A 23,619-nucleotide genomic window follows, 5' to 3' on the forward strand; every position below is an offset into this window, starting at 1 on the left:
AATATCAGAAGGGGCAGAAGGATCGCAGAAGGATCATGGTCAGGACGATCATGCCCAGATACACCGGCGCCTCCATCCGGATGCGTTCCGGAAGCTCCTTCGTCTGGCGTGCGGCCGATCCTACCCAAGAGGCCGAGCTTTGCGATTCCCATCCAGAGATAGGCAATAAAAAACCGGGGCTCGAGAAGAGCCCCGGTGAAGGGAGGCTGCTGTTCCGCAGCCGGGAGGAAAGTCCGCGCATCGTGCGGAAAAGTGGTTCCGGTTTTCCGCTTGAACGATGCGCTACTTTACAAAGAGAGCGTCGGATGAGTCCCAAAAGTGGTGTCCACTTTTGGGTTCGATGCTCGCTCCGATTAGACGGAGTAGTACATCTGGAACTCGACCGGATGCGGGGTCATCTCGAAGCGGGCGACCTCCGTCATCTTCAGCTCGATGTAGCTGTCGATGAAGTCGTCGTTGAAGACGCCGCCGGCCTTCAGGAACGCGCGGTCCTTGTCGAGGCTGGCGAGGGCTTCGCGTAAGCTACCGCAGACCGTCGGGATCTTCTTCAGCTCGCGCGGAGGAAGATCGTAGAGGTCCTTGTCCATCGCCTGGCCGGGATCGATCTTGTTCAGGATGCCGTCGAGGCCGGCCATCAGCATCGCCGCGAAGGCGAGATACGGATTGGCGGTCGGATCGGGGAAGCGAACCTCGACGCGCTTGGCCTTCGGCGAGGTCGTCCACGGAATACGGCAGGAGGCCGAGCGGTTACGGGCCGAGTATGCCAGCAGCACCGGAGCCTCGTAGCCCGGGACGAGACGCTTGTAGGAGTTCGTCGACGGGTTGGTGAAGGCGTTCAGCGCCTTGGCATGCTTGATGATGCCGCCGATGTACCACAGGCATTCCTGGCTGAGGTCGGCATACTTGTTGCCGGCGAAGAGGGGCTTGCCGCCCTTCCACAGGGACTGGTGCACGTGCATGCCCGAGCCGTTGTCGCCGAAGACCGGCTTCGGCATGAAGGTGGCCGTCTTGCCGTACGACTGGGCGACGTTGTGGATGCAGTACTTGTAGATCTGCATCTCGTCGGCCGTGCGCACGAGAGTGTTGAACTTCGTGCCGAGCTCGTGCTGGGCGGAAGCGACCTCGTGGTGGTGCTTCTCGACGGTGACGCCCATGGCCTTCATGGCAGCCAGCATCTCGCCGCGCATGTCCTGGGCGGAATCGAGCGGAGGAACCGGGAAGTAGCCGGCCTTGGTCTGGATGCGGTGACCCAGGTTGCCGCCCTCGTAAGGCGTGTCGCCGTTGATCGGCAGCTCGGAGGAGTCGAGCTTGAAGCCGGTGTTGTAGGGGTCGGCCATGAACTTCACGTCGTCGAACACGAAGAACTCGGCTTCGGGACCGACATAGACCGTGTCGGCGATGCCCGTGGACTGCAGATAGGCTTCGGCCTTCTTGGCGATGCCGCGCGGGTCGCGGTTATAGGGCTCGCCCGTAGCCGGCTCGAGAATGTCGCAGTTGATGACCAGGGTGGACGCCGAGAAGAACGGGTCCATCTGGGCGGTCGTCGGGTCGGGCATGAGGGTCATGTCGGACTCGTTGATCGCCTTCCAGCCGGCGATGGACGAACCGTCGAACATGATGCCGTCGGCGAACATGTCCTCGTCGACCATCGAGACGTCGAAGGTCACATGCTGCCACTTGCCGCGCGGGTCGGTGAAACGGAAGTCGACGTATTGGACGTCGTTATCTTTGATCGCCTTGAGCACATCCTTGGCGGTCTGCATGATCGTCTGGTCCTCTTCTGCCCTTAGAGATAGTCCTCGGCCTGTAGGCCTTGGCTTGGGAAAGCGAGCTTAGATCGCGTCGGATCCGGTCTCGCCCGTGCGGATACGAACGGCCTCTTCGACCGTCGAAACGAAAATTTTGCCGTCGCCGATGCGTCCGGTCTGAGCGGCCTTGCGGATCGCCTCGATGGCGCTCTCGGCCATGTCGTCGTTCAGGACGATTTCGAGCTTCACCTTCGGAAGGAAGTCCACCACGTATTCCGCGCCGCGGTAGAGCTCGGTGTGGCCCTTCTGGCGGCCGAAGCCTTTCGCCTCGATGACGGTGATGCCCTGAAGGCCAACTTCCTGGAGAGCTTCTTTGACTTCATCGAGCTTGAAGGGCTTGATGATGGCTTCGATCTTCTTCATCCCGGTCAACCGTTTCGTTCGAGGTTTTGCCGCTTTTAGCACCAGCACGGAGCGCCTTCCATGCGATCGTCGATTCAAAGTGGGCCAATTTGCCGAGTTGATGGGCATATTATGATCAAAGTTTGTGCAGTTGCGGAAAAGCTCGCCAAATCCCCGAAAACGCGTTCATTTTGCTCCCATGACAGCCTCTGAACTCGTTCTGACCCCCTCCGAAATGAAACAAGCCGACCTGGAGGCCATGGCGAGGGGCATTCCGGGCATCGAACTCATGAGACGGGCAGGGTGCGCGGTCGTCGATTCTGCCGAAAAATTAGCCTCTCCGGGCAGCAGGGTCGCGGTTGCGTGCGGGCCTGGACAGAACGGAGGAGACGGCTTCGTCGCGGCCACGATCCTGGCCGAGCGGGGCTATCGGGTGAGGCTCGGCCTTCTGGGTTCCTTGGGGCGCCTGACAGGCGATGCGGCGGAAGCCGCACGGGACTGGACGGGGGAGGTGGAGCCGGTCGAGGATCTGTCCTTCCAGGAGGCGGACCTGATCGTCGATGCCCTCTTCGGCACCGGCCTGTCCCGCGATCTCGACGGTGCCGCCCGGCACGTGGTCGACCGCATGAACGGATCCGGCAGGCCGATCCTGGCCGTGGATCTGCCTTCCGGCATCGACGGCGGGACCGGAGCGGTGCGGGGCATCGCGGTGAAAGCCGTCCGCACGGTGACTTTCGCGGCCCGGAAGCCCTGCCATCTCCTGATGCCGGGCCGGGCTCATGGCGGGCCCGTCGAGGTGGCCGATATCGGGATCGGGCGGGAGATCCTCGAGGCCAAGGGAGGAAGCCTCTTCGCCAACGGCCCGGCCCTGTGGCTCCGCTCCCTTCCCCGACCCGGCCTCGCTTCCCACAAATATGAGCGCGGCCATACCCTTGTCGCCTCCGGCGGCGCGACCCGCACGGGCGCGGCCAGGCTGGCGGCCCGGGCGGCTCTCAGGATCGGCTCCGGCCTCGTCACCGTGGCGTCCTCACCGGAGGCCCTTGGGGTGAATGCCGCCCACCTCACGGCCATCATGCTCAAGGGCTGCGACGGTCCCGAGGGGCTGCATACGATCCTCCAGGATGCCCGCTTCAATTCCCTCGTCCTGGGCCCCGCCCTCGGCGTCCATGCCGGGACCCGCGCCATGGTGGCCGTTGCCGTCCAGGCGCGGCGAAATCTCGTCCTGGACGCCGATGCCCTGACCTCCTTCGAGGGGCTGGCGTCGGAACTCCACGGGGTGTTCCGTCACGCCCCAACGGTGCTGACGCCCCACGACGGTGAGTTCGGCCGCCTGTTCAAAGGTCATCCGGATATTCTCGACCCGGAGTCGAAAATCGAGCGGGCCCGCCGGGCCGCCGCCTATACGGGCGCCGTGGTGCTGCTGAAGGGACCCGACACCGTCATCGCCGCTCCTGATGGAAGGGCGGCTATCAACGATAATGGTACGCCCTACCTCGCAACTGCCGGCTCGGGCGACACGCTCTGCGGCCTCATCGCCGGGCTGATGGCGCAGCATGTCCCAGCCTTCGAGGCGGCCTGCGCCGGAGCCTGGATCCATGGCGAGGCCGGGGCGAGCTTCGGTCCGGGACTGATCTCGGAGGATCTGGCGGAACTGGTGCCGGGCGTGCTGCGGGACCTGCTCAGGTAACCTCGATCCAGGTCCACAAGCCCGCGTCGAACCGTTCCATGATCGTCGAGGCCAGGAGCCACTTGCCCGGATTGTCGGCCACGAAGGCGATGCGGATCGTCTTGTTTTCCGGCACCTGAACCGTGTCGAGCCAATAGGGCTCCCACCCGTCGTCGAGCGGATGCAGCAGCCGGAACGAATGGCCGTGCAGGTGCATGGGTTGGACGAAACCGGTCTCGTTTTTGAGAGCGAGGACTACTGGCGTGCCACGCTTGACCTTGACGAGTGGGGCATTTGAAGGCTGGCCTGCGACCCCGTTGACGGTCCAAGGGGTGGCTAGTGCCTTCAGGTCGCCGTTGATCACTACATCCCTGCGCGTGGCATTCTGGAGCTTGATGGCATCCGGAAGCTTCGGGTTGAGGGGTAGAGGATCCATTGCGGAGCGATTCACGCGACTGTCGCTAGAAGCAATGATTTCAAGGAGAGGGAGACCATTAGCAATCGAGGCCATCACCATACCGGCCGAGCCAGCCTCCGTCGGCATGGTGATGAGCAGATCATACCGGTTCCCAGGAGCTAAAGGCAGGGAGCCCAACAGAGGTTCGAAGGTGTTGGAGGGTTGCCCATCCACGGCGATGACATTGGGTTTCAGCCCAAGGAACCTCAGGCGCATGCCACGGGCATTGCATGCATTGGCAATACGCAGACGGATTTGTCCACCTGGCGGAGCCTCGATCTGCTGCAGGGGAGGCTTTCCATTGACACTAAGAAAGCTGCCCAAGCGCCCGGCTGGGGCGGGCTCATCAAGAGCGAGGCTGCCATCCTCTGCTAGAGCCCAATCATCCACGAGCAGCACAACGTCCTGGTCGATTTTGGTAGTTTCAGCGTCCTCTACGACCAATATGCCCGAGAGACCACGCTCCTGCGGTTGGGCGCTGCTGCCCAGTACACAAGGGCGGATCAGGAAAGTGCCTGGATCAGGTGGTGTGAATATGTAGAAAAAACTGTCGCCGGGACCCACAGGTTTCTGCGTAAGGCCACCCACGCCATCCATCTCATTCGGTCCCCTGACTCCATGGAAATGCAGCGACAATGGCTGGGGCGTTTCATTCTCGAAGGACAGCCGCACCTCGGCCCCATGCTTCAGCCTGAAGACCGGAGCCATTTCCCCATTGAACATCCAAAGGTCGGCATCCTTGGCTGCATCGGGACGCAGGCGCAGGGACCGAGGTTTGGCGGTGACGGTCCAACCGAGGCCGTTGCCCTTCAAACCATCTACACTGACAGGAGAGGGCGTGGCGGTCTGGGCTGTTGCCCGCCCGGCAAGCCCGATCACGGTCGTGGCGAGACCGGCGGTGACGGCGCGGCGGGTGATCATGGAGGCGGCTCCGTCTCAAGGCGTGCGAATGGGAAACATCGGTACAGCCTTGAACGCGAACGGCCAAGTTTGGTTGCCATCTGGCCGCACACGAACTTTTTTGATGCACTGTCTTTTAACCGTGCTATAGAGCCGCGTCCCGGAAGAGGGGTGCGTTTCGCGCGCCGCTCCCGCGCGGGCGTGGCGGAATTGGTAGACGCACTGGATTTAGGTTCCAGCGACGAAAGTTGTGGGGGTTCGAGTCCCTCCGCCCGCACCAATCCCGTCAGGGTTGGTATCCGGAGGCTCCGAGTGGCCTGGTTGACGGCGTGACGCCGCATCGGCCGGAGCCTGACAGAAATTTTCGAGTGAATGAAGGCGAACAGAACCATGCAGGTGACGGAAACACTGTCCCAAGGCTTGAAGCGAGAGTTCAAGGTCGTGCTCCCGGCCACCGAGTTGGAAGAGCGCCTGAACAGCGAATTGACGACCCTCAAGGATCGCGTCCAGATCAAGGGTTTCCGCCCTGGTAAGGTCCCGGTGGGACATCTGCGTCGGGTCTATGGCCGTTCCGTCATGGCCGACGTGCTGCAGAACGCCGTCAACGAGGCCAACCGCAAGATCGTCGAGGACAACGACCTGAAGCTCGCAAACGAGCCGCAGATCCAGTTCCCCGAGAGCCAGGAAGAGGTCGAGAAGGCCATGGAGGCCAAGGGCGACCTGGCCTTCACCGTCGCCCTCGAGGTACTGCCGATCTTCGAGCTGGCCGATCTCTCCGACGTGACGGTCAAGAAGCCGGTGGCCGAGGTCACCGATGCCGAGATCAACGAATCGCTCGAGCGCATGGCCAAGCAGAACCGCTCCTTCGACACGAAGGACGGCGCTGCCGCCGAGGGCGATCGGGTGGTCGTGGACTTCGTCGGTCGCATCGACGGCACGGAATTCGAAGGCGGCAAGGGTGAGGACATCCGGGTCGAGCTCGGCTCGAACACCTTCATCCCGGGCTTCGAAGACCAGCTCCTCGGCCTGAAGGCCGGCGACACCAAGCTCGTGAAGGTCACCTTCCCGGTGAACTACATGGCGGCCCACCTGGCCGGCAAGGACGCCGAGTTCGACGTGACCGTGAAGGAAGTCGAGGCTCCCGGCGAGCTGCAGATCGACGACGAGATGGCCAAGGGCTTCGGCATGGAGTCCCTGGACAAGCTCAAGGACGCGATCCGCGACGCCATCAAGCGCGACTTCGACGCGCAGTCTCGCCGCAAGGTCAAGAAGGACCTCCTTGACTCCCTCGATGCCAAGTACAGCTTCGAGCTGCCCCCGACCCTGGTCGAGCAGGAGTTCTCGGCCGTGTGGGCGCAGGTCGTCGGCGACATGAAGTCGAACAACCGCACCTTCGAGGACGAGAGCACCACGGAAGACGAGGCCAAGGCCGAGTACCGCAAGATCGCCGAGCGTCGTGTTCGCCTCGGCTTGGTCCTTGCGCAGATCGGTGAGAAGTCCGATATCAAGATTTCCGACGACGAGGTGACTCAGGCCCTCATCGAGCGGGTCCGCCAGTATCCCGGCCAGGAGCGGCAGGTTTGGGAGTTCTACCAGAAGAACCCGCAGGCCCTCGCTGAAATCCGGGCGCCTCTGTTCGAGGAGAAAGTCGTCGACCAGATCCTGTCCCAGGTGAAGGTCAACGAGGAGACCGTCTCCAAGGACGTCCTCTTCAGCGACGAGGACGAGGGCGGAGAGAAAGCCGGCAAGGGCGAGTAACGCTCCCTTAAGCGTCTCGCTGCTTGCTGAAATGCACGGCCGCGCATCCGCGCGGCCGAATTGGAGCAGTGAGACAATGAGAGATCCGGTAGCGCTCTTTAACAATACGCTCGTCCCGATGGTGGTTGAGCAGTCGAACCGCGGTGAGCGCGCATTCGACATCTATTCGCGCCTTCTGCGCGAACGGATTATCTTCCTCACGGGTCCGGTTGAAGATTACTCGGCCTCGCTGATCGTGGCGCAGCTTCTGTTCCTCGAGGCCGAGAACCCCAAGAAGGAAATCTCCTTCTACATCAATTCCCCCGGCGGCGTCGTGACCTCGGGCCTGTCGATCTACGACACGATGCAGTTCATCCGCTGCCCCGTCTCGACCCTCTGCGTCGGCCAGGCGGCCTCCATGGGCTCCCTCCTGTTGACCGCGGGCGAAAAGGGTATGCGCTTCGCCCTCCCGAACGCCCGCATCATGGTCCACCAGCCCTCCGGCGGCTACCAGGGTCAGGTTACGGACATCATGATCCACGCCCGTGAGAGCGAGGCCCTCAAGCGCCGCCTGAACGAGATCTATGTCGGCCATACAGGCCGCAATTACGAAGAGATCGAGCGGGCCCTCGAGCGCGACAACTTCATGACCGCCCAGGCGGCCCAGGAGTTCGGCCTGATCGACCAGGTGATCGAGAAGCGTCCCGAGCCGGCCGCCACCCCGGCTTAACCCTTAAAACCTGGGGACAAAATTCCCCCAGGTGCGTCTTTTTGCCGAGTAATCTCGTTTCTATTGATCAGGCGGCCTCCGCATGATTGCATATGGATTCGGGAGCATGGCGATTTGGGCGTTCGATTCTTAGCGGCGGAACATTTTGTTAGTTTCGTCGCCTATAACTTAGGAGTGTTGGGTCGGCAGGGGCTGTCCCGGCACGGATTGGAGATGTGATAATGACCAAGGCTGGCGGCAACGACTCCAAGAGTACGCTGTACTGCTCCTTCTGCGGCAAGAGCCAGCATGAGGTTCGCAAGCTGATCGCTGGCCCGACGGTTTTCATCTGCGATGAATGCGTCGAGCTGTGCATGGACATCATCCGCGAGGAGTCGAAATCGTCCCTCGTGAAGTCCCGTGACGGGGTGCCGACCCCGAAGGAAATCAGCCGCGTTCTGGATGACTACGTCATCGGCCAGGAGCACGCCAAGAAGGTGCTCTCGGTGGCGGTCCACAACCATTACAAGCGCCTGGCGCACGCGACGAAGCACAACGACGTCGAACTGGCCAAGTCCAACATCCTGCTGATCGGCCCCACCGGTTCGGGCAAGACCCTGCTCGCGCAGACCCTGGCCCGGATCCTGGATGTGCCGTTCACCATGGCGGACGCGACGACCCTGACCGAGGCGGGCTATGTCGGCGAGGACGTGGAAAACATCATCCTCAAGCTGCTCCAGGCCTCGGATTACAATGTCGAGCGGGCCCAGCGTGGCATCGTCTATATCGACGAGATCGACAAGATCTCCCGCAAGTCCGACAACCCGTCGATCACCCGGGACGTGTCGGGCGAGGGCGTGCAGCAGGCTCTCCTGAAGATCATGGAAGGCACTGTCGCCTCCGTGCCTCCTCAGGGTGGCCGCAAGCACCCGCAGCAGGAGTTCCTGCAGGTCGATACCACGAACATTCTGTTCATCTGCGGCGGCGCCTTCGCCGGACTTGAGCGTATCATCTCGGGTCGCGGCAAGGGCACGTCCATTGGCTTCGGGGCAACCGTCCAGGCTCCCGACGACCGCCGGACGGGCGAGATCTTCCGTTCCGTGGAGCCCGAGGACCTGCTGAAATTCGGCCTCATCCCCGAATTCGTCGGCCGTCTGCCGGTCCTGGCCACCCTCGAGGATCTCGATGAGGAGGCCCTCAAGAAGATCCTGCAGGAGCCCAAGAACGCGCTTGTGAAGCAGTACCAGCGTCTCTTCGAGATGGAGAACGTGAACCTGACCTTCCAGGACGAGGCTCTGTCCATGATCGCCCGCAAGGCGATCGAGCGGAAAACCGGCGCCCGCGGCCTGCGCTCCATCATGGAGGGCATCCTGCTGGAGACCATGTACGACCTGCCGGGGCTGGATTCCGTCGAACAGGTGGTGATCGGGCCCGAGGTCGTGGAGGGCAAGGCCAAGCCGCTCTTCATCCACGGCGAGCGCAACGATCAGGCCGCAAGCGCCAGCGCTTGAGGGCCGACGGGGGCTTTCCCATGAAACGAAGCGTTGCGGGCCATCTTCTTGAAACGGTGGGTTCGCAACGCCACATTGTCTCTTGCGCCGGTGCTGTCCGCTCATCTTCCGAGGGAGAGCCCGATGTACCGGGTGCAGCCCAAAACAAAAGCCTGAGCATTCCGGTTATCCGTCTGACTTCCAGCTCATCCGAGGGGACCGTCGGACGCAGTCAAAAGGATACCGTCTCATGACACAATCGAAGCCACGTCAGCCTGTCGTTCCAGGCTCGACCGGAACCTATGCGGTTCTGCCTCTGCGCGACATTGTTGTCTTCCCACACATGATCGTGCCGCTCTTTGTCGGCCGTGAGAAGTCGATCCGGGCGCTTGAGGAAGTGGTCAAGGGGGACCGTCACATTCTTCTGGCCACCCAGATCGATGCGACGGACGACGATCCGTCCACGGATGCGATCTACAAGGTCGGCACCCTGGCCAACGTCCTGCAGCTGCTGAAGCTGCCCGACGGTACCGTGAAGGTGCTGGTGGAAGGCGCGAGCCGGGCCCAGGTGAAGGCCTATACCCGCACGGATGAATATTACGAGGCCGAGGCTGAGGCGCTTCCGGATTCCCTCGGCGATCAGGTGGAGGCCGAGGCTCTCGCCCGCTCCGTCGTGTCCGAGTTCGAGAACTACGTGAAGCTCAACAAGAAGGTGTCGCCGGAGGTCGTGACCGCCGTGACGCAGATCGACGAGCCTGCAAAGCTCGCCGACACCATCGCTTCGCATCTGGCCATCAAGATTGCCGACAAGCAGGCGATCCTGGAGACGCCGACCGTTGCTCAGCGCCTGGAGAAGGTTCTCGGCATGATGGAGAGCGAGATCTCCGTTCTCCAGGTCGAGAAGCGCATCCGGACCCGCGTGAAGCGTCAGATGGAGAAGACGCAGCGCGAGTACTACCTCAACGAGCAGATGAAGGCGATCCAGAAGGAACTCGGCGACGACGAAGGTCGCGACGAGCTGGCCGAGCTCGAGGAGAAGATTGAGAAGACCAAGTTCACGAAGGAAGCCCGCGAAAAGGCGTTGGGCGAGCTGAAGAAGCTCCGCCAGATGTCGCCTATGTCGGCGGAAGCGACCGTCGTGCGCAATTATCTCGATTGGCTGCTCGGCATTCCGTGGAACCGCCGCTCGAAGATGAAGAAGGACCTCAAGGCCGCCCAGGATCTGCTCGACTCGGATCACTACGGCCTGGACAAGGTCAAGGAGCGCATCGTCGAGTACCTGGCCGTGCAGCAGCGCGCCAACAAGCTCACGGGCCCGATCCTCTGCCTCGTCGGTCCTCCCGGCGTGGGTAAGACCTCGCTCGGCAAGTCGATCGCCAAGGCCACGGGGCGTGAATTCGTGCGCATGTCGCTCGGCGGCGTCCGGGACGAGTCCGAGATCCGCGGTCACCGTCGGACCTACATCGGCTCGATGCCTGGCAAGATCATCCAGTCGATGAGGAAGGCCAAGACGTCCAACCCGCTCATCCTGCTCGACGAGATCGACAAGATGGGCATGGATTTCCGTGGTGACCCGTCGGCGGCCCTGCTTGAGGTTCTCGACCCTGAGCAGAACTCGACCTTCAACGACCATTACCTGGAAGTCGATTACGACCTTTCCAACGTGATGTTCGTGACGACGGCCAACACGCTCAACATCCCGGCTCCGCTCCTCGACCGTATGGAAGTGATCCGCATCGCGGGTTACACCGAAGAGGAGAAGGCTGAGATCGCGCGCACCCACCTGATCCCTTCGGCCATGCAGAAGCACGGTCTGGCGGAGAAGGAGTGGAAGATCGGCGATGAGGCTCTCCTCATGCTGATCCGCCGCTACACCCGTGAGGCGGGCGTGCGTAACCTGGAGCGCGAGCTCGCCAATCTCGTCCGTAAGGCCGTGAAGGAGATCCTGATCTCCAAGGTCAAGTCGGTCGAGGTGACCACCGACAACCTGCCTGAGTTCCTCGGACCGCCGCGCTACCGCTACGGCGAGGCCGAGACGGAGGACATGGTCGGTGCGGTTACTGGCTTGGCCTGGACCGAGGTCGGCGGCGAGCTCTTGACCATCGAAGGCATCATGATGCCGGGCAAGGGCAAGATGACCGTCACGGGCAACCTGCGTGACGTCATGAAGGAATCGATCTCGGCAGCGGCCTCCTATGTCCGCTCCCGTGCTCTCGATTTCGGCGTCGAGCCCCCTCTGTTCGACCGTCGCGACATCCACGTGCACGTGCCGGAAGGCGCAACGCCCAAGGACGGTCCCTCGGCCGGTATCGCCATGGCGACCGCCATCGTCTCGGTCATCACCGGTATCCCGGTTCGCCGCGATATCGCCATGACGGGCGAGGTGACGCTGCGGGGCAGGGTGCTTCCCATCGGCGGCCTGAAGGAGAAGCTCCTGGCGGCTCTGCGCGGCGGCATCAAGAAGGTGCTGATCCCCGAGGAGAACGCCAAGGATCTGGCGGATATCCCGGCCAGCGTGAAGAACGGCCTGGAAATCGTGCCGGTCTCAATGATGGATCAGGTTCTCCAGCATGCCCTAATTCGCATGCCGGAGCGGATCGAATGGGATGAGGCTGCGGAACTCAAGGGGCATAAGCCCGGTGTCGAGGACGACTCGGCCGGTGTGATCGCTCACTAAAGCCAAGCGCCTTACGTAACGATAGAGGCCCCTGGACCACGGTCCAGGGGCTTATTTTTTGGTAAAAAGTGCAAATAAACGGCTGATTTCAGCGACTTCGGGGCTTGCCTACGGACAAGCTTTGCGCCAAACGGATTGTCCCTGAAACGGTGGACCATTTCCTTTGCGACCGCCGTGATCACTGGAGGATAGGACTATGAATAAAGGCGAGCTCGTTGCGGCCGTCGCCGACAAGGTGGGCCTTTCGCGTGGCCAGGCTGGTGACGCGATCGACGCCGCCATCGAGGCGATCACCGGCGCTCTGAAGAAGGGTGATGAGGTCAAGATCGTCGGCTTCGGCACGTTCGTTGTGACCAACCGCGCTGCCGGTGAGGCGCGCAACCCGCGTACCGGCGAGAAGGTCAAGGTTCCCGCTTCCAAGACCCCGAAGTTCCGCGCCGGCGCGGGCCTGAAGGATGCCGTCAACGCGAAGTAATTGCCTTTCAGGCGATGTTCGTTGCTAAAGAGGGCCGACGACGCTTGCGTTGTTGGCCTTCTCTTTTTATGTCAGGTCCATCGGGCGGTTAGCTCAGTTGGTAGAGCTTCGGTTTTACACACCGCAGGTCGGGGGTTCGAGTCCCTCACCGCCCACCATTTCCCGTCGAGTGCCGCACCTTCATTGAGCGCTTTCACGGCGAGCAGCGTCTTCGCTTTCTGTCAGTCTGTCGAGCACCTTCTCAGGCGCCACGTGGCGCTCCAGTTCTTCCAGTCCCGGATCGTTCGCCTCCTGGATGCCGAGATGTGCGGCAATAGCGCGGGTAAGGGTCAGAAGGCGCGTGATCTCATGTTCGGACAGAAGATTGGTCTGAAGGTCCAGCTCCGCGCGTCTGTCGGCCTCCACGGCCGCCCGATTCTGGCTGATCAGCACGAAGGTCGAGAGGAAGATCGCCTCGACCGAGGCAAAGGTCGCGAGAATGACGAAAGTCGGATCGAAGACGGGGATAATGGGAATGAGGCCAAGATTAATCGCGACCCAGCTCGCAACCAGCGCCAGATGTACATAGACGAAAGCCATGCTGCCGGAGAAACGGGTGACGAGTTCCGCGATCCGGTCCTGCAGGCTGGCCTTCCGCTCGTCCTCATGTCGCTTGTTGCGCAGGGCATCGATATTGCGCTCAAGCACCGATGCCAGGACATTGGGCTCGATGGGAGGAGTGCTAGGGCTCACGCGCCGTTCCTCTACTGGATACACTGACTCGGTCTCCTTCACGGCAAGGTCCTTAGCTCTTGGCCCAATGAATGGATAAGAACGGCCGTCGCTCCGAAGAAGTTCAGCTTCTTCTAAGACCGACGCCCGAACGAATCGCCGATCGGGCTGGAACGCCGCACCCTGACCGATGAAACATTCCGGTTCGGATAGAGTTTGGGAATGATCCCTCCAAGGATTGCTCCTGAGACTCACCCGCTCCAGCTTCGGTTGGGGCGGGCTTTTCGTGTCAGGTCCGTAACTCAGGGGGCCTTGAGCTAAGCACGTCCGGGATTGAGGCCGGACAGCAAAAAGCCGGCCCTGCGGCCGGCTCGTACAAGCTTTGAGCTTCAAGGAAATAAATGGTCGGAGCGAGAGGATTTGAACCTCCGACCCCTAGTCCCCCAGACTAGTGCGCTAACCGGGCTGCGCTACGCTCCGACTGCCGAAAGGCTTGGTTCCTCTAACTTTTAACGGACGCTCGCGCAACCCCTGAAATCGCGTGGGGCGTGGAAAGTCGCAGTTGCCTTGCGTGTGAGGCGAGGTTGAGAACTCGTGGTCGGGAAACGGACCGGTGGCACAAATGGCTATAGGCGTGGGCCGGTCCAAGCTTCGATGGCCTGCTTGAGCCCCTCGGGCAGATCGGTCGCCATTTCGATCCCCGGAGACGTACCTGAGGAAGCGAGTTCAGACAGGAGCGACCGGTACTTCTCGGTTTTCTCCTGGGCTGCATCGAAGCCTTCTGCCGAGGCATCGTCCGGCAGTCCCGAGAAGAGGCAAAGCAGTGCGAGAATGGCGCGCATGTTTCGTCCCGTATGGTTGACGCTAAGGAAGTGCAGCCAAGGTGGCATTTTCACGGCAGGGCAGGTGTGCGCCAGGACACGTCATCAAGGGCTCCAACGATCGAAAGAAACGGAAGCTTAACCATCCCACAGAAGAAGTGTAGGTTATAACGCGATCAAAGGATATGAATTTCCTTGAGAGCGTCCCACGGCGCCCCCAGTGCCACAGCGCTCTCAGCAACCGGTTTACGGCGGTTGCTTCACTCCTGCGTTGTTGCGCAAGACCCCGCCTCCGTGCGGGGCTTTTTGTTGGTAGGCTTAGAACGGACCACGCTTGGCGAGGGCCTCGAACCCTCCTCTCAGCTGCATCACGCGTTCTTCATAGGCTTTGCCCAGGCAGGCACGGTCCCCACCGCAGGATTCTCGCCGCTTGAGCCAGGTGACTTGCGCGTCTTCCATGTCGCCGCGGGCGCCCATACCCAGCAGCGGCTTGAGCTGCGTATAGAGAACCGACATCTCGACATCCTGATCGTTCAGGGACCGATCTGCGCAGATTGCTTTCTCATCCGGTGTTTCTGCCTTGGCGCAATCGAAGCTGGCAGCCCCGGCGGGCTGACAACCTCCTATCAAGACGAGTGAGAGGATGGCGAGGCAGAGAGATTTTCCCGTCATGGAAGGTATCCCCGAAAGAACTCACGTTGGCGAGAGAACGGTTCCCGGCGATGGAGGCTCCATGAAGGGCCGAACGATCTGACGACAGCCTTAAGGAAGGGTGAAGCGAGGGCTGCTCAGCGACGCAGCGCCGAGGCGTCGCCCATAAGGGCCAGGCGCAGGCCAAGTCCCACCATGATGAGCCCGGCGCATCGCTCCTGCCAGGCGATCAGGCCCGGGCGCCGGGCAAGCCACTCGCCGATGGTCCCGGTCCCCACCGCGACGGCACCGAGAATGAAGAAGCCGGAAATCTTCTGGACCCCTCCCAGGAACAGCAACTGGGCCGTCACGGGCCATCCGTTATCGGGATCGACGAATTGCGGAAGGAAGGCGAGCATGAAGACCATGGCCTTCGGGTTGGTCAGATTGTTGATCATGCCCTGGCGCAGAGCCGCGAGGTCGGACACAGGCTGCGGAGCCTTGCGGACGAGGCTATGGGGGCCGAATGAACCGATCAGAAGCTTGGCGCCCAGCCAAACGAGATAGGCGGCACCGGCCCACCGAAGCAGCTCGAAGGCAAAGGGCGAGGCTTTGATCAGGGAGGTGACGCCCAGGGCCAGGAGAGGCAGCTGGACGAGCCCGGCCAGCAGGGTCATGCCAATGGCGGTTAGAACGGCCGTTCGCCGGCCTTGCCCAACACCGCGGCTGAGCAGGAGAACCATATCCGGGCCGGGAGCGAGCTGAAGAGCCAGCACGGCGGCATAAAAGGTGAGAAAGGTCGACAGATCCGGCATGCCTTGGCCTCTGGGCAGACAGCGAGCCTGCTACGGGAGCGAGGCAGGTTCATCGAGAGCCGCCGCGCCCTCAATCTAGACGGATTGACGGCGCCAGGCGTCGAGATCCTCCAGGGACAGATTCGACCCGCAGAGCACGAGGCCGATGACGCTGTCGTCCGGCAGAGTGGGAGCGACGGTCTCGGCGGCGGTCAGGACGCAGGCCGCGGCAGGCTCGCAGAGGAGCTTCTCCGTCTGGAGCAGCCAGCTCACATCGGCGATGACCGGCTCGTCGTCCACGAGCAGGATCTCCTTGAGGAAAAGTTTGGCGGCAGCGACCGTTCGATAGGTGGCGAATGGTGCCGCCAAGGTCCGGGCAATGGAGGTGGGGCGGATCGTCACCGGCTGATCAGCCTTGAGAGCTTCCGTCATGGTCTGGGCGCCGGTTGGCTCCACGCCGTAGACCGTCAGCGACGGGCGCTTCGCCTTCAGGGCCGCCGCTACGCCGGACATGAAGCCGCCACCGCCGATGGAGACGAACACGTGTGTCAGATCAGGTATGTCGTCGAGGAACTCGAGTCCGAGCGTTCCGTGCCCGGCGATGATGGCAGGATCGTCATAGGGATGAACGAAGAGCCGTCCCTGACGCTGGTAATCCTCGGCCTTGGCGAAGGCTTCAGCAGCATCGTCGCAGAGTTCTACGCGGGCGCCGAACTTCGTGGTCAGGTCGATGTTGAACCGGGCTGCCGTCTTCGGCATCAACACGAGAGCGTCGAGCCCGAGCGTTCCCGCCACCCGGGCGACCGCGATGGCGTGATTGCCGCCAGAGACGGTGACGAGGCCGCGGCTGCGCTCCTCGTCGCTCAAGGTCAGCACCTTGTTGAAGACGCCCCTGACCTTGAAGGAGCCCGCAAGCTGAAGCGCTTCCATCTTCAACGCAGTGCGCCGGCCGAGCCGAGCGGAAACATCGGCGCTCTCGTAAGCCGGGGTGCGCCTGACCCGTCCCGCGATACGGGTGCGGGCAGCTTCGATGTCGGAAAGCGTAACGTCAAAGGCGGTCATGAGGGTGTCCGTGGGAGCGACGTTCGAGGTGCGAACGGATGAGCGGGCAGGGCGGGCGACGGGATCATGCGAGCGACGTCGTTGCTTCGTCAACAGGCAGAGATCTGAATGTTCGCCGATAAAACCGGCTTGACCGCGGGCTCGATAGGATCCGATGCTTACGCCTCGCCCAAGAGCATCGGGCCTGAAAGTGGATTTGCACTTTTGGGAGCACCCGATGCTCAACACCTAAAGCGGCGCATCATTGGGTGCGGAAAACCGGATCCACTTTTCACTAGCGGCCCTCCGGGTCCGCACGATGCGCATGGAGATGTGCCGAATGTCCTTGTCACCTCGCGAAATGCTCGCGCGTCTGGTTGCCTTTCCGAGCGTTTCGACCAGCAGCAATCTCGACATCATTCATTTCTGTCGGGACTGGCTCAACAGCCATGGTGTCGAAAGCCGTCTCGTCATGAGCCCGGAGGGAGATAAAGCCAATCTCTACGCGACGATCGGACCGCAGGTCGAAGGTGGAATCGTCCTCTCCGGTCATACGGACGTGGTGCCGGTGGAAGGGCAGAACTGGTCCACCGATCCCTGGACGCTGACGGAGAAGAACGGTCGCCTGTACGGTCGTGGTGCGACCGACATGAAGGGCTTCGATGCCCTCGTTCTGGCATTGGTCCCCGAGATGGTGCGTGCACCTCTCAAGCGGCCGATCCACATCGCTCTGTCCTACGACGAGGAGATTGCCTGCCGGGGCGCGCCGTCGATGGTGAAGGCAATGGCGGAGACCATTCCCGCGCCTTCCGCCGTAATTGTCGGCGAGCCTACCCGCCACGCGGTTGTGACGGGGCACAAGGCGTCCGTGCAACTGCGCACCGAGGTGACGGGATACGCCGTTCATTCCAGCCGAATCGATCAAGGCGTGAGCGCCGTCATGAACGCGGCGCGTCTGATCGCCTGGCATGAGGACGTGATGGAGGAGAACCGGCGAAAGGCGGATCCGGCGAATCCATTCGAACCGCCTTACACCACGCTGCATTGCGGCATGATGGCCGGAGGCAACGCCGCAAACGTGGTCTCGTCCTCCGCATGGTTCTTCAGCGACATCCGGGCGATCCCGACGGAAAGCCCCATGGATTATCTCGCCCGCTATGAGGCCTATATCCGCGACGTCGTCGAGCCCCGGATGAAGGCGATTGCGCCTGATACGGGCGTTGCCGTCGAACTCATCGCCGAGGTGCCTGGGCTCCGGCCGGAAGCTGACGGAGCGGCCGAACGCCTGATGCGGCGTCTGACCGGAGACAACGGAACGCATGTGGTGTCCTACGGCACGGAGGCGGGGCTGTTCCAGCGTGTCGGCTGGTCGACGGTGGTCTGCGGACCCGGCGACATCGCGCAGGCCCATCAGCCGGATGAATACATCGAGGTCAGCGAATTCCAGGCCGGAGGGGCAATCCTGCGCCGTCTGATCGGCGATCTCTGTGCCTAAATGCTGAGCAAGACGGTCCAAGTGAGGGCTAGACCGTCGGCCACTTTCCTGCCTAACTTCATGCCCGACGGGAGAAACAACGGGAAATCCGGACTTCCGACAAGAAAGAACATCGCGCAAAGACGCGGGACCTCCAGAGGAGAAAGATACACTATGACGATCCGTTCGAAGTTTCTCGTCGCGAGTGTCGCGACGCTCATGGCCGGTGTTGCCTTCCCGGCGATGGCCGTGACTCTGCGCTATGCCAACCAGGGTGATCTCAAATCGCTCGATCCCTATACCTTGAACGAGACGACTACCATCGCGCATCACGGCCACGTCTATGAAGGCCTGACGAAGCGCGGCAAGGATCTGGCGATCGAGCCGGGCTTGGCCGAGCGCTGGGAGATCAGCGAGGACGGCCTGACGTGGCGGCTCTTCCTGCGCAAGAACGTGAAGTTTCACAACGGCAATCCCTTCAATGCGGACGACGTGATCTTCTCGGCTGATCGCGTGCGCGCACAAGGATCCAACTTTCAGACGCGCGTCCCGAGCGGTTCGGAATGGGTCAAGGTCGACGATTACACGGTCGATGTGAAGCTGAAGTCGCCCAACCCGATCATGAATGCCCAGTGGGACACCTGGTACATCATGGACAAGGAGTGGGCGGAGGCCAACAACAGCGTGGCTCCGACGCCGGCTGCAGCGACGACGCCGAGCTTCGCGTCTCTGAATGCCAACGGCACCGGTCCGTTCAAGATCGAGAGCCACCAGCCCGGCGTGAAGACCGTCTTCAAGGTCAATAAGGATTGGTGGGGCAAGGTCGAGCACAATCTCGACGAGATCGTCTTCACCCCGATTTCATCCGATGCCACGCGCGTGGCCGCGCTGCTCTCCGGCGAAGTTGACGTGATCGAGCCGGTTCCGCTGCAGGACGTCCAGCGCGTCAACGGCACGGCCAACGCGAAGGTGCTCGCAGGCCCGGAGCTTCGAACCATCTTCCTCGGTTTCGATCAGACCCGTGACGAGCTTCTGTTCTCGAACGTGAAGGGCAAGAACCCCTTCAAGGACAAGCGCGTGCGCGAAGCCTTCTACAAGGCCATCGATATCGAGACGATCAAGTCCCGCGTCATGCGCGGCATGTCCACGCCGTCCGCTCTCATGATCGCCCCGCAGCTCTTCGCCTTCTCGAAGGACTTCGAACGTCCGAAATACGATCTCGAAGGCGCGAAGAAGCTCCTAGCCGATGCGGGATATCCGAACGGGTTCGAAGTCGGCCTGGACTGCCCGAACGACCGCTACGTGAACGACGAGGCGATCTGTCAGGCAGTCGTCAGCATGCTGGCGCGTGCCGGCGTCAAGGTGAACCTGATGGCGCAGCCGAAGGCGCAGTACTTCGGCAAGGTGCTGAAGTCGGGCAATTACAACACCTCATTCTATCTCCTGGGCTGGACACCGGGCACGTTCGACAGCCACAACGTGCTGTTCGACATCGAAGGCTGTCGCGACAATCCGCAATCCTCCCGCGGCGAGTCGAACCTCGGCAATTTCTGCAACAAGCAGCATGACGAGCTGACGGACAAGGTCCTGGTCGAAAGCAACAAGGAGAAGCGCGACCAGCTGATCAAGCAGGCCTTCCAGATCACCTTCGATGAATACGGATACATCCCGCTGCACCAGCAGGCTCTTGCCTGGGGCGTGTCGAACAAGGTGACCCTGCCGCAGCGCGCCGACAACCAGGTGTTGCTCTACTGGGCGCAGAAGAAGGAATAGTTCGCGCCTGATCGCTCGTCCCGGACAGCTTACCCCTGTCCGGGACAATTCTTTCGAATCTCTCGGGCAGACGGATTGTCCGGGACGCAGCGATCAAGAGATTCTGCATGTTCGCATTCATCATCCGGCGCGCCCTCCAGGCCATCGGCGTCCTGCTGGCCGTCGGAATCATTTCGTTCGCCATGTTCCGTTTCGCCGGGGATCCGGTGAACCAGATCGTTTCCCTCGATACGCCAGCCGCAGAACGGGAGCAGGTCCGCCGCTCTCTCGGTCTCGACGACCCGGTGCCTGTGCAGTTCCTGCGCTATCTCACCAGCGCGGCTACGGGAAATTTCGGCGTGTCCTACCAGTTCCGGCAGCCGGTCTCGACGCTCCTGGCCGAGCGCATGCCGGCAACCCTCGAACTCGCATTCTGCGCCACCCTGTTCGCTACAGGTTTCGGCGTGCTGATGGGCGTCTATTCGGGACTGAAGCGGGACAGCTTTTTGGCCAAGGTATTCCAGACGGTCTCCCTTGTCGGCATCTCGCTTCCGACGTTCCTGATCGGCATTCTGCTGATCTATCTCTTCTCCGTCACCCTCGGATGGCTGCCGTCCTATGGTCGTGGCGACACCGTGCGGATCGGCTGGTGGACGACCGGGCTTCTCACCCTGTCCGGCCTGAAGGCGCTCATCATGCCGTCGATCACCCTGGGTCTGTTCCAGATGACGCTGATCATGCGCATCGTCCGGGCCGAGATGCTGGAAGTCCTGCGTACCGACTACATCAAGTTCGCGCGGGCGAGGGGGCTGACGACGCGGGCCATCCATTTCGGACATGCGCTCAAGAATACCCTGGTGCCGGTCATCACCATCGTGGGCTTGCAGTTCGGCTCCGTGATCGCCTTCGCGATCATCACGGAGACGGTGTTCCAGTGGCCGGGCATGGGCCTGCTGTTCGTTCAGGCCGTGCAGAATGTCGATATACCGATCATGGCGGCCTACCTCATGCTCGTGGCGCTGATCTTCGTGGCGATCAATCTCGCCGTCGATATCCTCTACACCATCGTCGATCCTCGCCTGAGGACGTCGATCCGGCAGCCGGCCTGAGGAGGCAGAGATGGCGGAAGCAATTCAAGCGGCGCCTGCGCCTCATTCCCAACCGACCACGTGGGCCGGCCGTTTTCTCGACAGCGACATCTGGGCGAGCTTCAAGCGTTCCAAGCTGACGATGGTGGCAGCCTTCGTGACCGTCCTGTTCATGGCGGCCGCCGTTCTCGCCGGTCTTGCGCCGCAGGATCCTTTCGATCCGGCGCAGCTCGACCTGCTGAACAGCCGGTTGCCACCGCTCTGGGACGCAGAAGGGCAGGCGCCCTTCCTGCTCGGCACGGACGAACAGGGCCGTGACATCTTCTCGGCCATTCTCTACGGGCTGCGGATCTCTCTCGCCGTCGGCTTTCTCGGCGTCGCCTTCTCGGCGACCCTCGGCATCGCGCTCGGCCTCATCGCGGGCTATGTGGGTGGCACCACCGACGCGATCATCATGCGCGTCGCCGACGTGCAGCTCACATTTCCGGCCATCCTGATCGCTCTCCTCGTCGATGGCGTCGTGAAATCGGTGCTCGGAGGCCAGCTCGACGGCGTCACGACTCTCTCCGTGCTGGTCTTCTCCATCGGCTTGAGCTTCTGGGTGCAATACGCTCGCACCGTACGCGGGTCTGTGATGGTGGAGAAGAACAAGGATTACATCGCTGCCGCGAAGCTCATCGGCCTGCCTGCTCCCGTGATCATGTTCCGGCATGTGCTGCCCAATGTGCTCGGTCCGGTCCTCGTCATCGCCACGATCAACCTGGCGCTTGCGATCATCACGGAGGCGACCCTGTCTTTCCTCGGCACCGGCATGCCGGAAACCATGCCGTCGCTCGGCACGCTCATCCGTATCGGCAACAATTATCTGTTCTCCGGCGAATGGTGGATCATCGCCTTCCCGGGCGTCGCCCTGGCGCTGCTGGTGCTCGCCATCAATCTCCTCGGCGATTGGCTGCGCGATGCGCTCAATCCGAAGCTGCGATGAGAGGATCGCTCATGGCTCAACCTGTCCTCTCCGTCCGCGACCTGCGCGTGGAGTTCGTCACCCGGCGCGGAATCCTCAAGGCCATCGACGGCATTTCCTTCGACATCGCCAAGGGCGAGGTGCTCGGCGTCGTCGGTGAATCCGGCGCCGGCAAGTCGGTGACGGGATCCGCCGTCATCGGTCTCATCGACCCGCCCGGGCGGATCGCCGGCGGCGAGATCCTGCTGTCGGGGCTTCGCATCGACAACCTGCCACCGGAGGAGATGCGCAAGGTGCGCGGCAAGCGCATCGGCATGATCTTCCAGGACCCGCTCACCAGCCTCAACCCGCTCTACCGGGTCAGCGAGCAACTGATCGAGACCATCCGCACACATACGAATCTCTCCGCCTCTGCCGCCCGAAAGCGCGCCATCGATCTTCTGGCGGAGGTCGGCATTCCGGCGCCCGACAAGCGGATCGACAGCTATCCGCACGAGTTTTCCGGTGGCATGCGCCAACGTGTGGTGATCGCGTTGGCCCTCTGCGCCGAGCCGGAGCTCATCATCGCCGACGAGCCGACGACAGCACTCGACGTTTCGGTTCAGGCGCAGATCATCGCCTTGCTCAAACGGCTCGGGCGCGAGCATGGCACAGCCATCATGCTGGTCACACACGACATGGGCGTGATCGCCGAAACGGCGGATCGGGTCGCAGTCATGTATGCGGGCCGCATCGCGGAGATCGGGCCCGTGCGCGATGTGGTTCAGAACCCGCTTCATCCCTACGCCAAGGGGCTCATGGGTGCGATTCCGTCGCTCGAAAGCGATACGGATCGCCTTGTTCAGATTCCCGGCTCGATGCCGCGCCTCTCGGCCATTCCGCCCGGATGCGCCTTCAATCCGCGCTGCCCCTATGTGTTCGACCGCTGTCGGGTCGAGCGGCCCGAGCCCGGCCAGCAGAGCGAGCATCGCGTCGCCTGCCATCTCTATGATCAATCTTCCGTCCGGTCGGAGGCCGTCGCGTGACCGAGAGCTCTTACGTCGAAGTCAAAGACCTGCGCCGCGTGTTCGACGTCTCCAAACCCTGGCTCAACCGGGTTCTGGAAGGCGGCGAGAAACAGTACCTGAAGGCGGTCGACGGGGTGTCCTTCAATATCGCCAAGGGCGAGACTTTCGCTCTTGTCGGCGAGTCCGGCTCGGGCAAGTCGACGGTGGCCCGGATGGTCGTGGGCCTCCTGCCGCCGACGAGCGGGGAGGTGCTGATCGACGGCGTCTCCATGTCGAGCAGGGCCGCCTCGACCGAGCGCCAGCGCCTGCGGCGGCGCATCCAGATGATCTTCCAGGATCCGTATGCCAGCCTCAATCCCCGTTGGCAGGTCGACCGCATCGTCTCCGAGCCCATCAGAGCCTTCCGTCTGATCGAAAGCGAGAAGGACATCGCCGATCGAGTGGGCGAGCTGCTGTCGCTGGTGGGCCTTCACCCGGCGGACGGCCGGAAATATCCGCATGAATTCTCCGGCGGCCAGCGTCAGCGCATCGCCATTGCACGCGCGCTCGCCTCCAATGCGGAGTTTATCGTCTGCGACGAGCCGACCTCCGCGCTCGACGTCTCCGTTCAGGCGCAGATCCTGAATCTCATGCGAGACCTGCAGGACCGCCTTGGCTTGACCTACCTGTTCATCAGCCACAACCTCGCCGTGGTGCGCCACATGGCAAGCCGCATCGGAGTCATGTATCTCGGCCGCATCGTCGAGATCTCCAACGGCCGTGAACTCTTCGCTCATCCGAAGCACCCCTATACCCGCATGCTGCTGGATGCGGTGCCGGACGTGGGGATGACGGGACGCCAGCGCATTCCGGTGCGCGGCGAGATCCCGAACCCGATCAACCCGCCGACCGGTTGCACCTTCAACCCACGCTGCCCCTTTGCCAACGACCGGTGCCGAACAGAGATTCCGTCGCTGATCGGGGGAGTGGCCTGCCACGCAATCCATGAGGGGCGTTTGGCGGTGGATGCCGCAGCTTAGAGGCATTGGATATATCAATCTCAGGATAGTTGACTCAGTCAACAATCTGCTGGATTC

Annotated in this window: 20 protein-coding genes and 3 tRNA genes; 14 read left to right on the forward strand and 9 right to left on the reverse strand. The window is 62.2% G+C overall.

Annotated elements, in window-relative coordinates:
- Window positions 1-353: 353 nt before the first annotated feature.
- Entirely contained in the window at window positions 354-1,763 is a 1,410-nt protein-coding gene (glnA, locus tag DDF70_RS04425) for a type I glutamate--ammonia ligase (protein WP_114943666.1), read from the reverse strand.
- Between the two features lie 69 nt (window positions 1,764-1,832).
- Entirely contained in the window at window positions 1,833-2,171 is a 339-nt protein-coding gene (locus tag DDF70_RS04430) for a P-II family nitrogen regulator (RefSeq protein ID WP_009490961.1), read from the reverse strand.
- Between the two features lie 178 nt (window positions 2,172-2,349).
- Between DDF70_RS04430 and DDF70_RS04435 the strand changes: the two genes are divergently transcribed.
- The gene (locus tag DDF70_RS04435; protein WP_114943667.1) at window positions 2,350-3,837 is read left to right on the forward strand and encodes an NAD(P)H-hydrate dehydratase; all 1,488 of its coding nucleotides are present in this window, start codon (window positions 2,350-2,352) and stop codon (window positions 3,835-3,837) included.
- Here DDF70_RS04435 and DDF70_RS04440 read toward each other — a convergent pair.
- Complete coding sequence (locus tag DDF70_RS04440) at window positions 3,830-5,194, reverse strand: multicopper oxidase family protein (protein ID WP_114943668.1); 1,365 nt, start codon at window positions 5,192-5,194, stop codon at window positions 3,830-3,832. The genes DDF70_RS04435 and DDF70_RS04440 overlap by 8 nt on opposite strands.
- Window positions 5,195-5,368: 174 nt before the next feature.
- Between DDF70_RS04440 and DDF70_RS04445 the strand changes: the two genes are divergently transcribed.
- From DDF70_RS04445 to DDF70_RS04475, 7 genes are all read left to right on the forward strand, one after another.
- Window positions 5,369-5,453: transfer RNA gene (locus DDF70_RS04445), tRNA-Leu, on the forward strand.
- Window positions 5,454-5,563: 110 nt separating this feature from the next.
- The gene (gene tig, locus DDF70_RS04450; protein WP_114943887.1) at window positions 5,564-6,931 is read left to right on the forward strand and encodes a trigger factor; all 1,368 of its coding nucleotides are present in this window, start codon (window positions 5,564-5,566) and stop codon (window positions 6,929-6,931) included.
- 76 nt (window positions 6,932-7,007) lie between these two features.
- Window positions 7,008-7,640 carry an ATP-dependent Clp protease proteolytic subunit gene (locus DDF70_RS04455; protein ID WP_009490965.1) on the forward strand — a complete coding sequence of 211 codons (633 nt, stop codon included), beginning with the start codon at window positions 7,008-7,010 and terminating at the stop codon, window positions 7,638-7,640.
- Between the two features lie 221 nt (window positions 7,641-7,861).
- A complete protein-coding gene (clpX, locus tag DDF70_RS04460) occupies window positions 7,862-9,130 on the forward strand; it encodes an ATP-dependent Clp protease ATP-binding subunit ClpX (protein WP_114943669.1) in 1,269 nt (422 codons plus the stop codon).
- A 229-nt stretch (window positions 9,131-9,359) separates the two neighbouring features.
- Entirely contained in the window at window positions 9,360-11,786 is a 2,427-nt protein-coding gene (gene lon / locus DDF70_RS04465; protein WP_114943670.1) for an endopeptidase La, read from the forward strand.
- 196 nt (window positions 11,787-11,982) lie between these two features.
- Window positions 11,983-12,261, forward strand: coding sequence for an HU family DNA-binding protein (locus DDF70_RS04470; RefSeq protein ID WP_009490969.1), 279 nt, complete (start codon window positions 11,983-11,985; stop codon window positions 12,259-12,261).
- An 82-nt stretch (window positions 12,262-12,343) separates the two neighbouring features.
- Window positions 12,344-12,419: transfer RNA gene (locus DDF70_RS04475), tRNA-Val, on the forward strand.
- 22 nt (window positions 12,420-12,441) lie between these two features.
- Here DDF70_RS04475 and DDF70_RS04480 read toward each other — a convergent pair.
- The 6 genes from DDF70_RS04480 to DDF70_RS04505 all read right to left on the reverse strand — a co-directional run bounded on the left by DDF70_RS04480 (window position 12,442) and on the right by DDF70_RS04505 (window position 16,279).
- Complete coding sequence (locus DDF70_RS04480) at window positions 12,442-12,993, reverse strand: DUF1003 domain-containing protein (RefSeq protein ID WP_170316029.1); 552 nt, start codon at window positions 12,991-12,993, stop codon at window positions 12,442-12,444.
- Between the two features lie 381 nt (window positions 12,994-13,374).
- Window positions 13,375-13,452: transfer RNA gene (locus DDF70_RS04485), tRNA-Pro, on the reverse strand.
- Between the two features lie 146 nt (window positions 13,453-13,598).
- The gene (locus DDF70_RS04490) at window positions 13,599-13,814 is read right to left on the reverse strand and encodes a hypothetical protein (RefSeq protein ID WP_114943672.1); all 216 of its coding nucleotides are present in this window, start codon (window positions 13,812-13,814) and stop codon (window positions 13,599-13,601) included.
- A gap of 297 nt (window positions 13,815-14,111) precedes the next feature.
- Window positions 14,112-14,465: a lysozyme inhibitor LprI family protein gene (locus DDF70_RS04495; RefSeq protein WP_114943673.1), complete on the reverse strand. Its 354-nt coding sequence runs from the start codon at window positions 14,463-14,465 to the stop codon at window positions 14,112-14,114.
- A 116-nt stretch (window positions 14,466-14,581) separates the two neighbouring features.
- The gene (locus DDF70_RS04500) at window positions 14,582-15,238 is read right to left on the reverse strand and encodes a LysE family translocator (protein WP_114943674.1); all 657 of its coding nucleotides are present in this window, start codon (window positions 15,236-15,238) and stop codon (window positions 14,582-14,584) included.
- A 75-nt stretch (window positions 15,239-15,313) separates the two neighbouring features.
- Window positions 15,314-16,279 (reverse strand): threonine ammonia-lyase, encoded by a 966-nt coding sequence (locus tag DDF70_RS04505; protein ID WP_162820216.1) that lies wholly within the window; start codon window positions 16,277-16,279, stop codon window positions 15,314-15,316.
- A 319-nt stretch (window positions 16,280-16,598) separates the two neighbouring features.
- On the opposite strand from DDF70_RS04505, the gene argE reads away from it, so the two are divergent.
- The 6 genes from argE (at window position 16,599) to DDF70_RS04535 (ending at window position 23,562) form a co-directional block, all read left to right on the forward strand.
- Entirely contained in the window at window positions 16,599-17,753 is a 1,155-nt protein-coding gene (gene argE / locus DDF70_RS04510) for an acetylornithine deacetylase (protein WP_114943676.1), read from the forward strand.
- A 198-nt stretch (window positions 17,754-17,951) separates the two neighbouring features.
- A complete protein-coding gene (locus DDF70_RS04515; protein WP_425374054.1) occupies window positions 17,952-19,505 on the forward strand; it encodes an ABC transporter substrate-binding protein in 1,554 nt (517 codons plus the stop codon).
- Window positions 19,506-19,612: 107 nt separating this feature from the next.
- Window positions 19,613-20,593 carry an ABC transporter permease gene (locus DDF70_RS04520; protein ID WP_114943678.1) on the forward strand — a complete coding sequence of 327 codons (981 nt, stop codon included), beginning with the start codon at window positions 19,613-19,615 and terminating at the stop codon, window positions 20,591-20,593.
- A gap of 10 nt (window positions 20,594-20,603) precedes the next feature.
- A complete protein-coding gene (locus tag DDF70_RS04525; protein ID WP_114943679.1) occupies window positions 20,604-21,557 on the forward strand; it encodes an ABC transporter permease in 954 nt (317 codons plus the stop codon).
- Between the two features lie 11 nt (window positions 21,558-21,568).
- On the forward strand, window positions 21,569-22,561 hold the full coding sequence (locus DDF70_RS04530; protein WP_114943680.1) for an ABC transporter ATP-binding protein: 993 nt from the start codon (window positions 21,569-21,571) through the stop codon (window positions 22,559-22,561).
- Window positions 22,562-22,599: 38 nt separating this feature from the next.
- Complete coding sequence (locus DDF70_RS04535) at window positions 22,600-23,562, forward strand: ABC transporter ATP-binding protein (protein WP_162820230.1); 963 nt, start codon at window positions 22,600-22,602, stop codon at window positions 23,560-23,562.
- Window positions 23,563-23,619: the final 57 nt, after the last annotated feature.

Source organism: Microvirga calopogonii, from assembly GCF_003347665.1.
Lineage (GTDB): Bacteria > Pseudomonadota > Alphaproteobacteria > Rhizobiales > Beijerinckiaceae > Microvirga > Microvirga calopogonii.

What these genes read in the sequence shown, in the direction of transcription:
- DDF70_RS04520 (WP_114943678.1), top strand. Translation starts at nt 19,613, where the DNA reads ATGTTCGCATTCATCATCCGGCGCGCCCTCCAGGCCATCGGCGTCCTG.
- clpX (WP_114943669.1), top strand. Translation starts at nt 7,862, where the DNA reads ATGACCAAGGCTGGCGGCAACGACTCCAAGAGTACGCTGTACTGCTCC.
- DDF70_RS04530 (WP_114943680.1), top strand. Translation starts at nt 21,569, where the DNA reads ATGGCTCAACCTGTCCTCTCCGTCCGCGACCTGCGCGTGGAGTTCGTC.
- tig (WP_114943887.1), top strand. Translation starts at nt 5,564, where the DNA reads ATGCAGGTGACGGAAACACTGTCCCAAGGCTTGAAGCGAGAGTTCAAG.
- DDF70_RS04505 (WP_162820216.1), bottom strand. Translation starts at nt 16,279, where the DNA reads ATGACCGCCTTTGACGTTACGCTTTCCGACATCGAAGCTGCCCGCACC.
- DDF70_RS04470 (WP_009490969.1), top strand. Translation starts at nt 11,983, where the DNA reads ATGAATAAAGGCGAGCTCGTTGCGGCCGTCGCCGACAAGGTGGGCCTT.
- DDF70_RS04490 (WP_114943672.1), bottom strand. Translation starts at nt 13,814, where the DNA reads ATGCGCGCCATTCTCGCACTGCTTTGCCTCTTCTCGGGACTGCCGGAC.
- DDF70_RS04455 (WP_009490965.1), top strand. Translation starts at nt 7,008, where the DNA reads ATGAGAGATCCGGTAGCGCTCTTTAACAATACGCTCGTCCCGATGGTG.
- DDF70_RS04440 (WP_114943668.1), bottom strand. Translation starts at nt 5,194, where the DNA reads ATGATCACCCGCCGCGCCGTCACCGCCGGTCTCGCCACGACCGTGATC.
- DDF70_RS04430 (WP_009490961.1), bottom strand. Translation starts at nt 2,171, where the DNA reads ATGAAGAAGATCGAAGCCATCATCAAGCCCTTCAAGCTCGATGAAGTC.
- argE (WP_114943676.1), top strand. Translation starts at nt 16,599, where the DNA reads ATGTCCTTGTCACCTCGCGAAATGCTCGCGCGTCTGGTTGCCTTTCCG.
- lon (WP_114943670.1), top strand. Translation starts at nt 9,360, where the DNA reads ATGACACAATCGAAGCCACGTCAGCCTGTCGTTCCAGGCTCGACCGGA.
- DDF70_RS04525 (WP_114943679.1), top strand. Translation starts at nt 20,604, where the DNA reads ATGGCGGAAGCAATTCAAGCGGCGCCTGCGCCTCATTCCCAACCGACC.
- DDF70_RS04500 (WP_114943674.1), bottom strand. Translation starts at nt 15,238, where the DNA reads ATGCCGGATCTGTCGACCTTTCTCACCTTTTATGCCGCCGTGCTGGCT.
- DDF70_RS04515 (WP_425374054.1), top strand. Translation starts at nt 17,952, where the DNA reads ATGGCCGGTGTTGCCTTCCCGGCGATGGCCGTGACTCTGCGCTATGCC.
- DDF70_RS04435 (WP_114943667.1), top strand. Translation starts at nt 2,350, where the DNA reads ATGACAGCCTCTGAACTCGTTCTGACCCCCTCCGAAATGAAACAAGCC.
- DDF70_RS04495 (WP_114943673.1), bottom strand. Translation starts at nt 14,465, where the DNA reads ATGACGGGAAAATCTCTCTGCCTCGCCATCCTCTCACTCGTCTTGATA.
- glnA (WP_114943666.1), bottom strand. Translation starts at nt 1,763, where the DNA reads ATGCAGACCGCCAAGGATGTGCTCAAGGCGATCAAAGATAACGACGTC.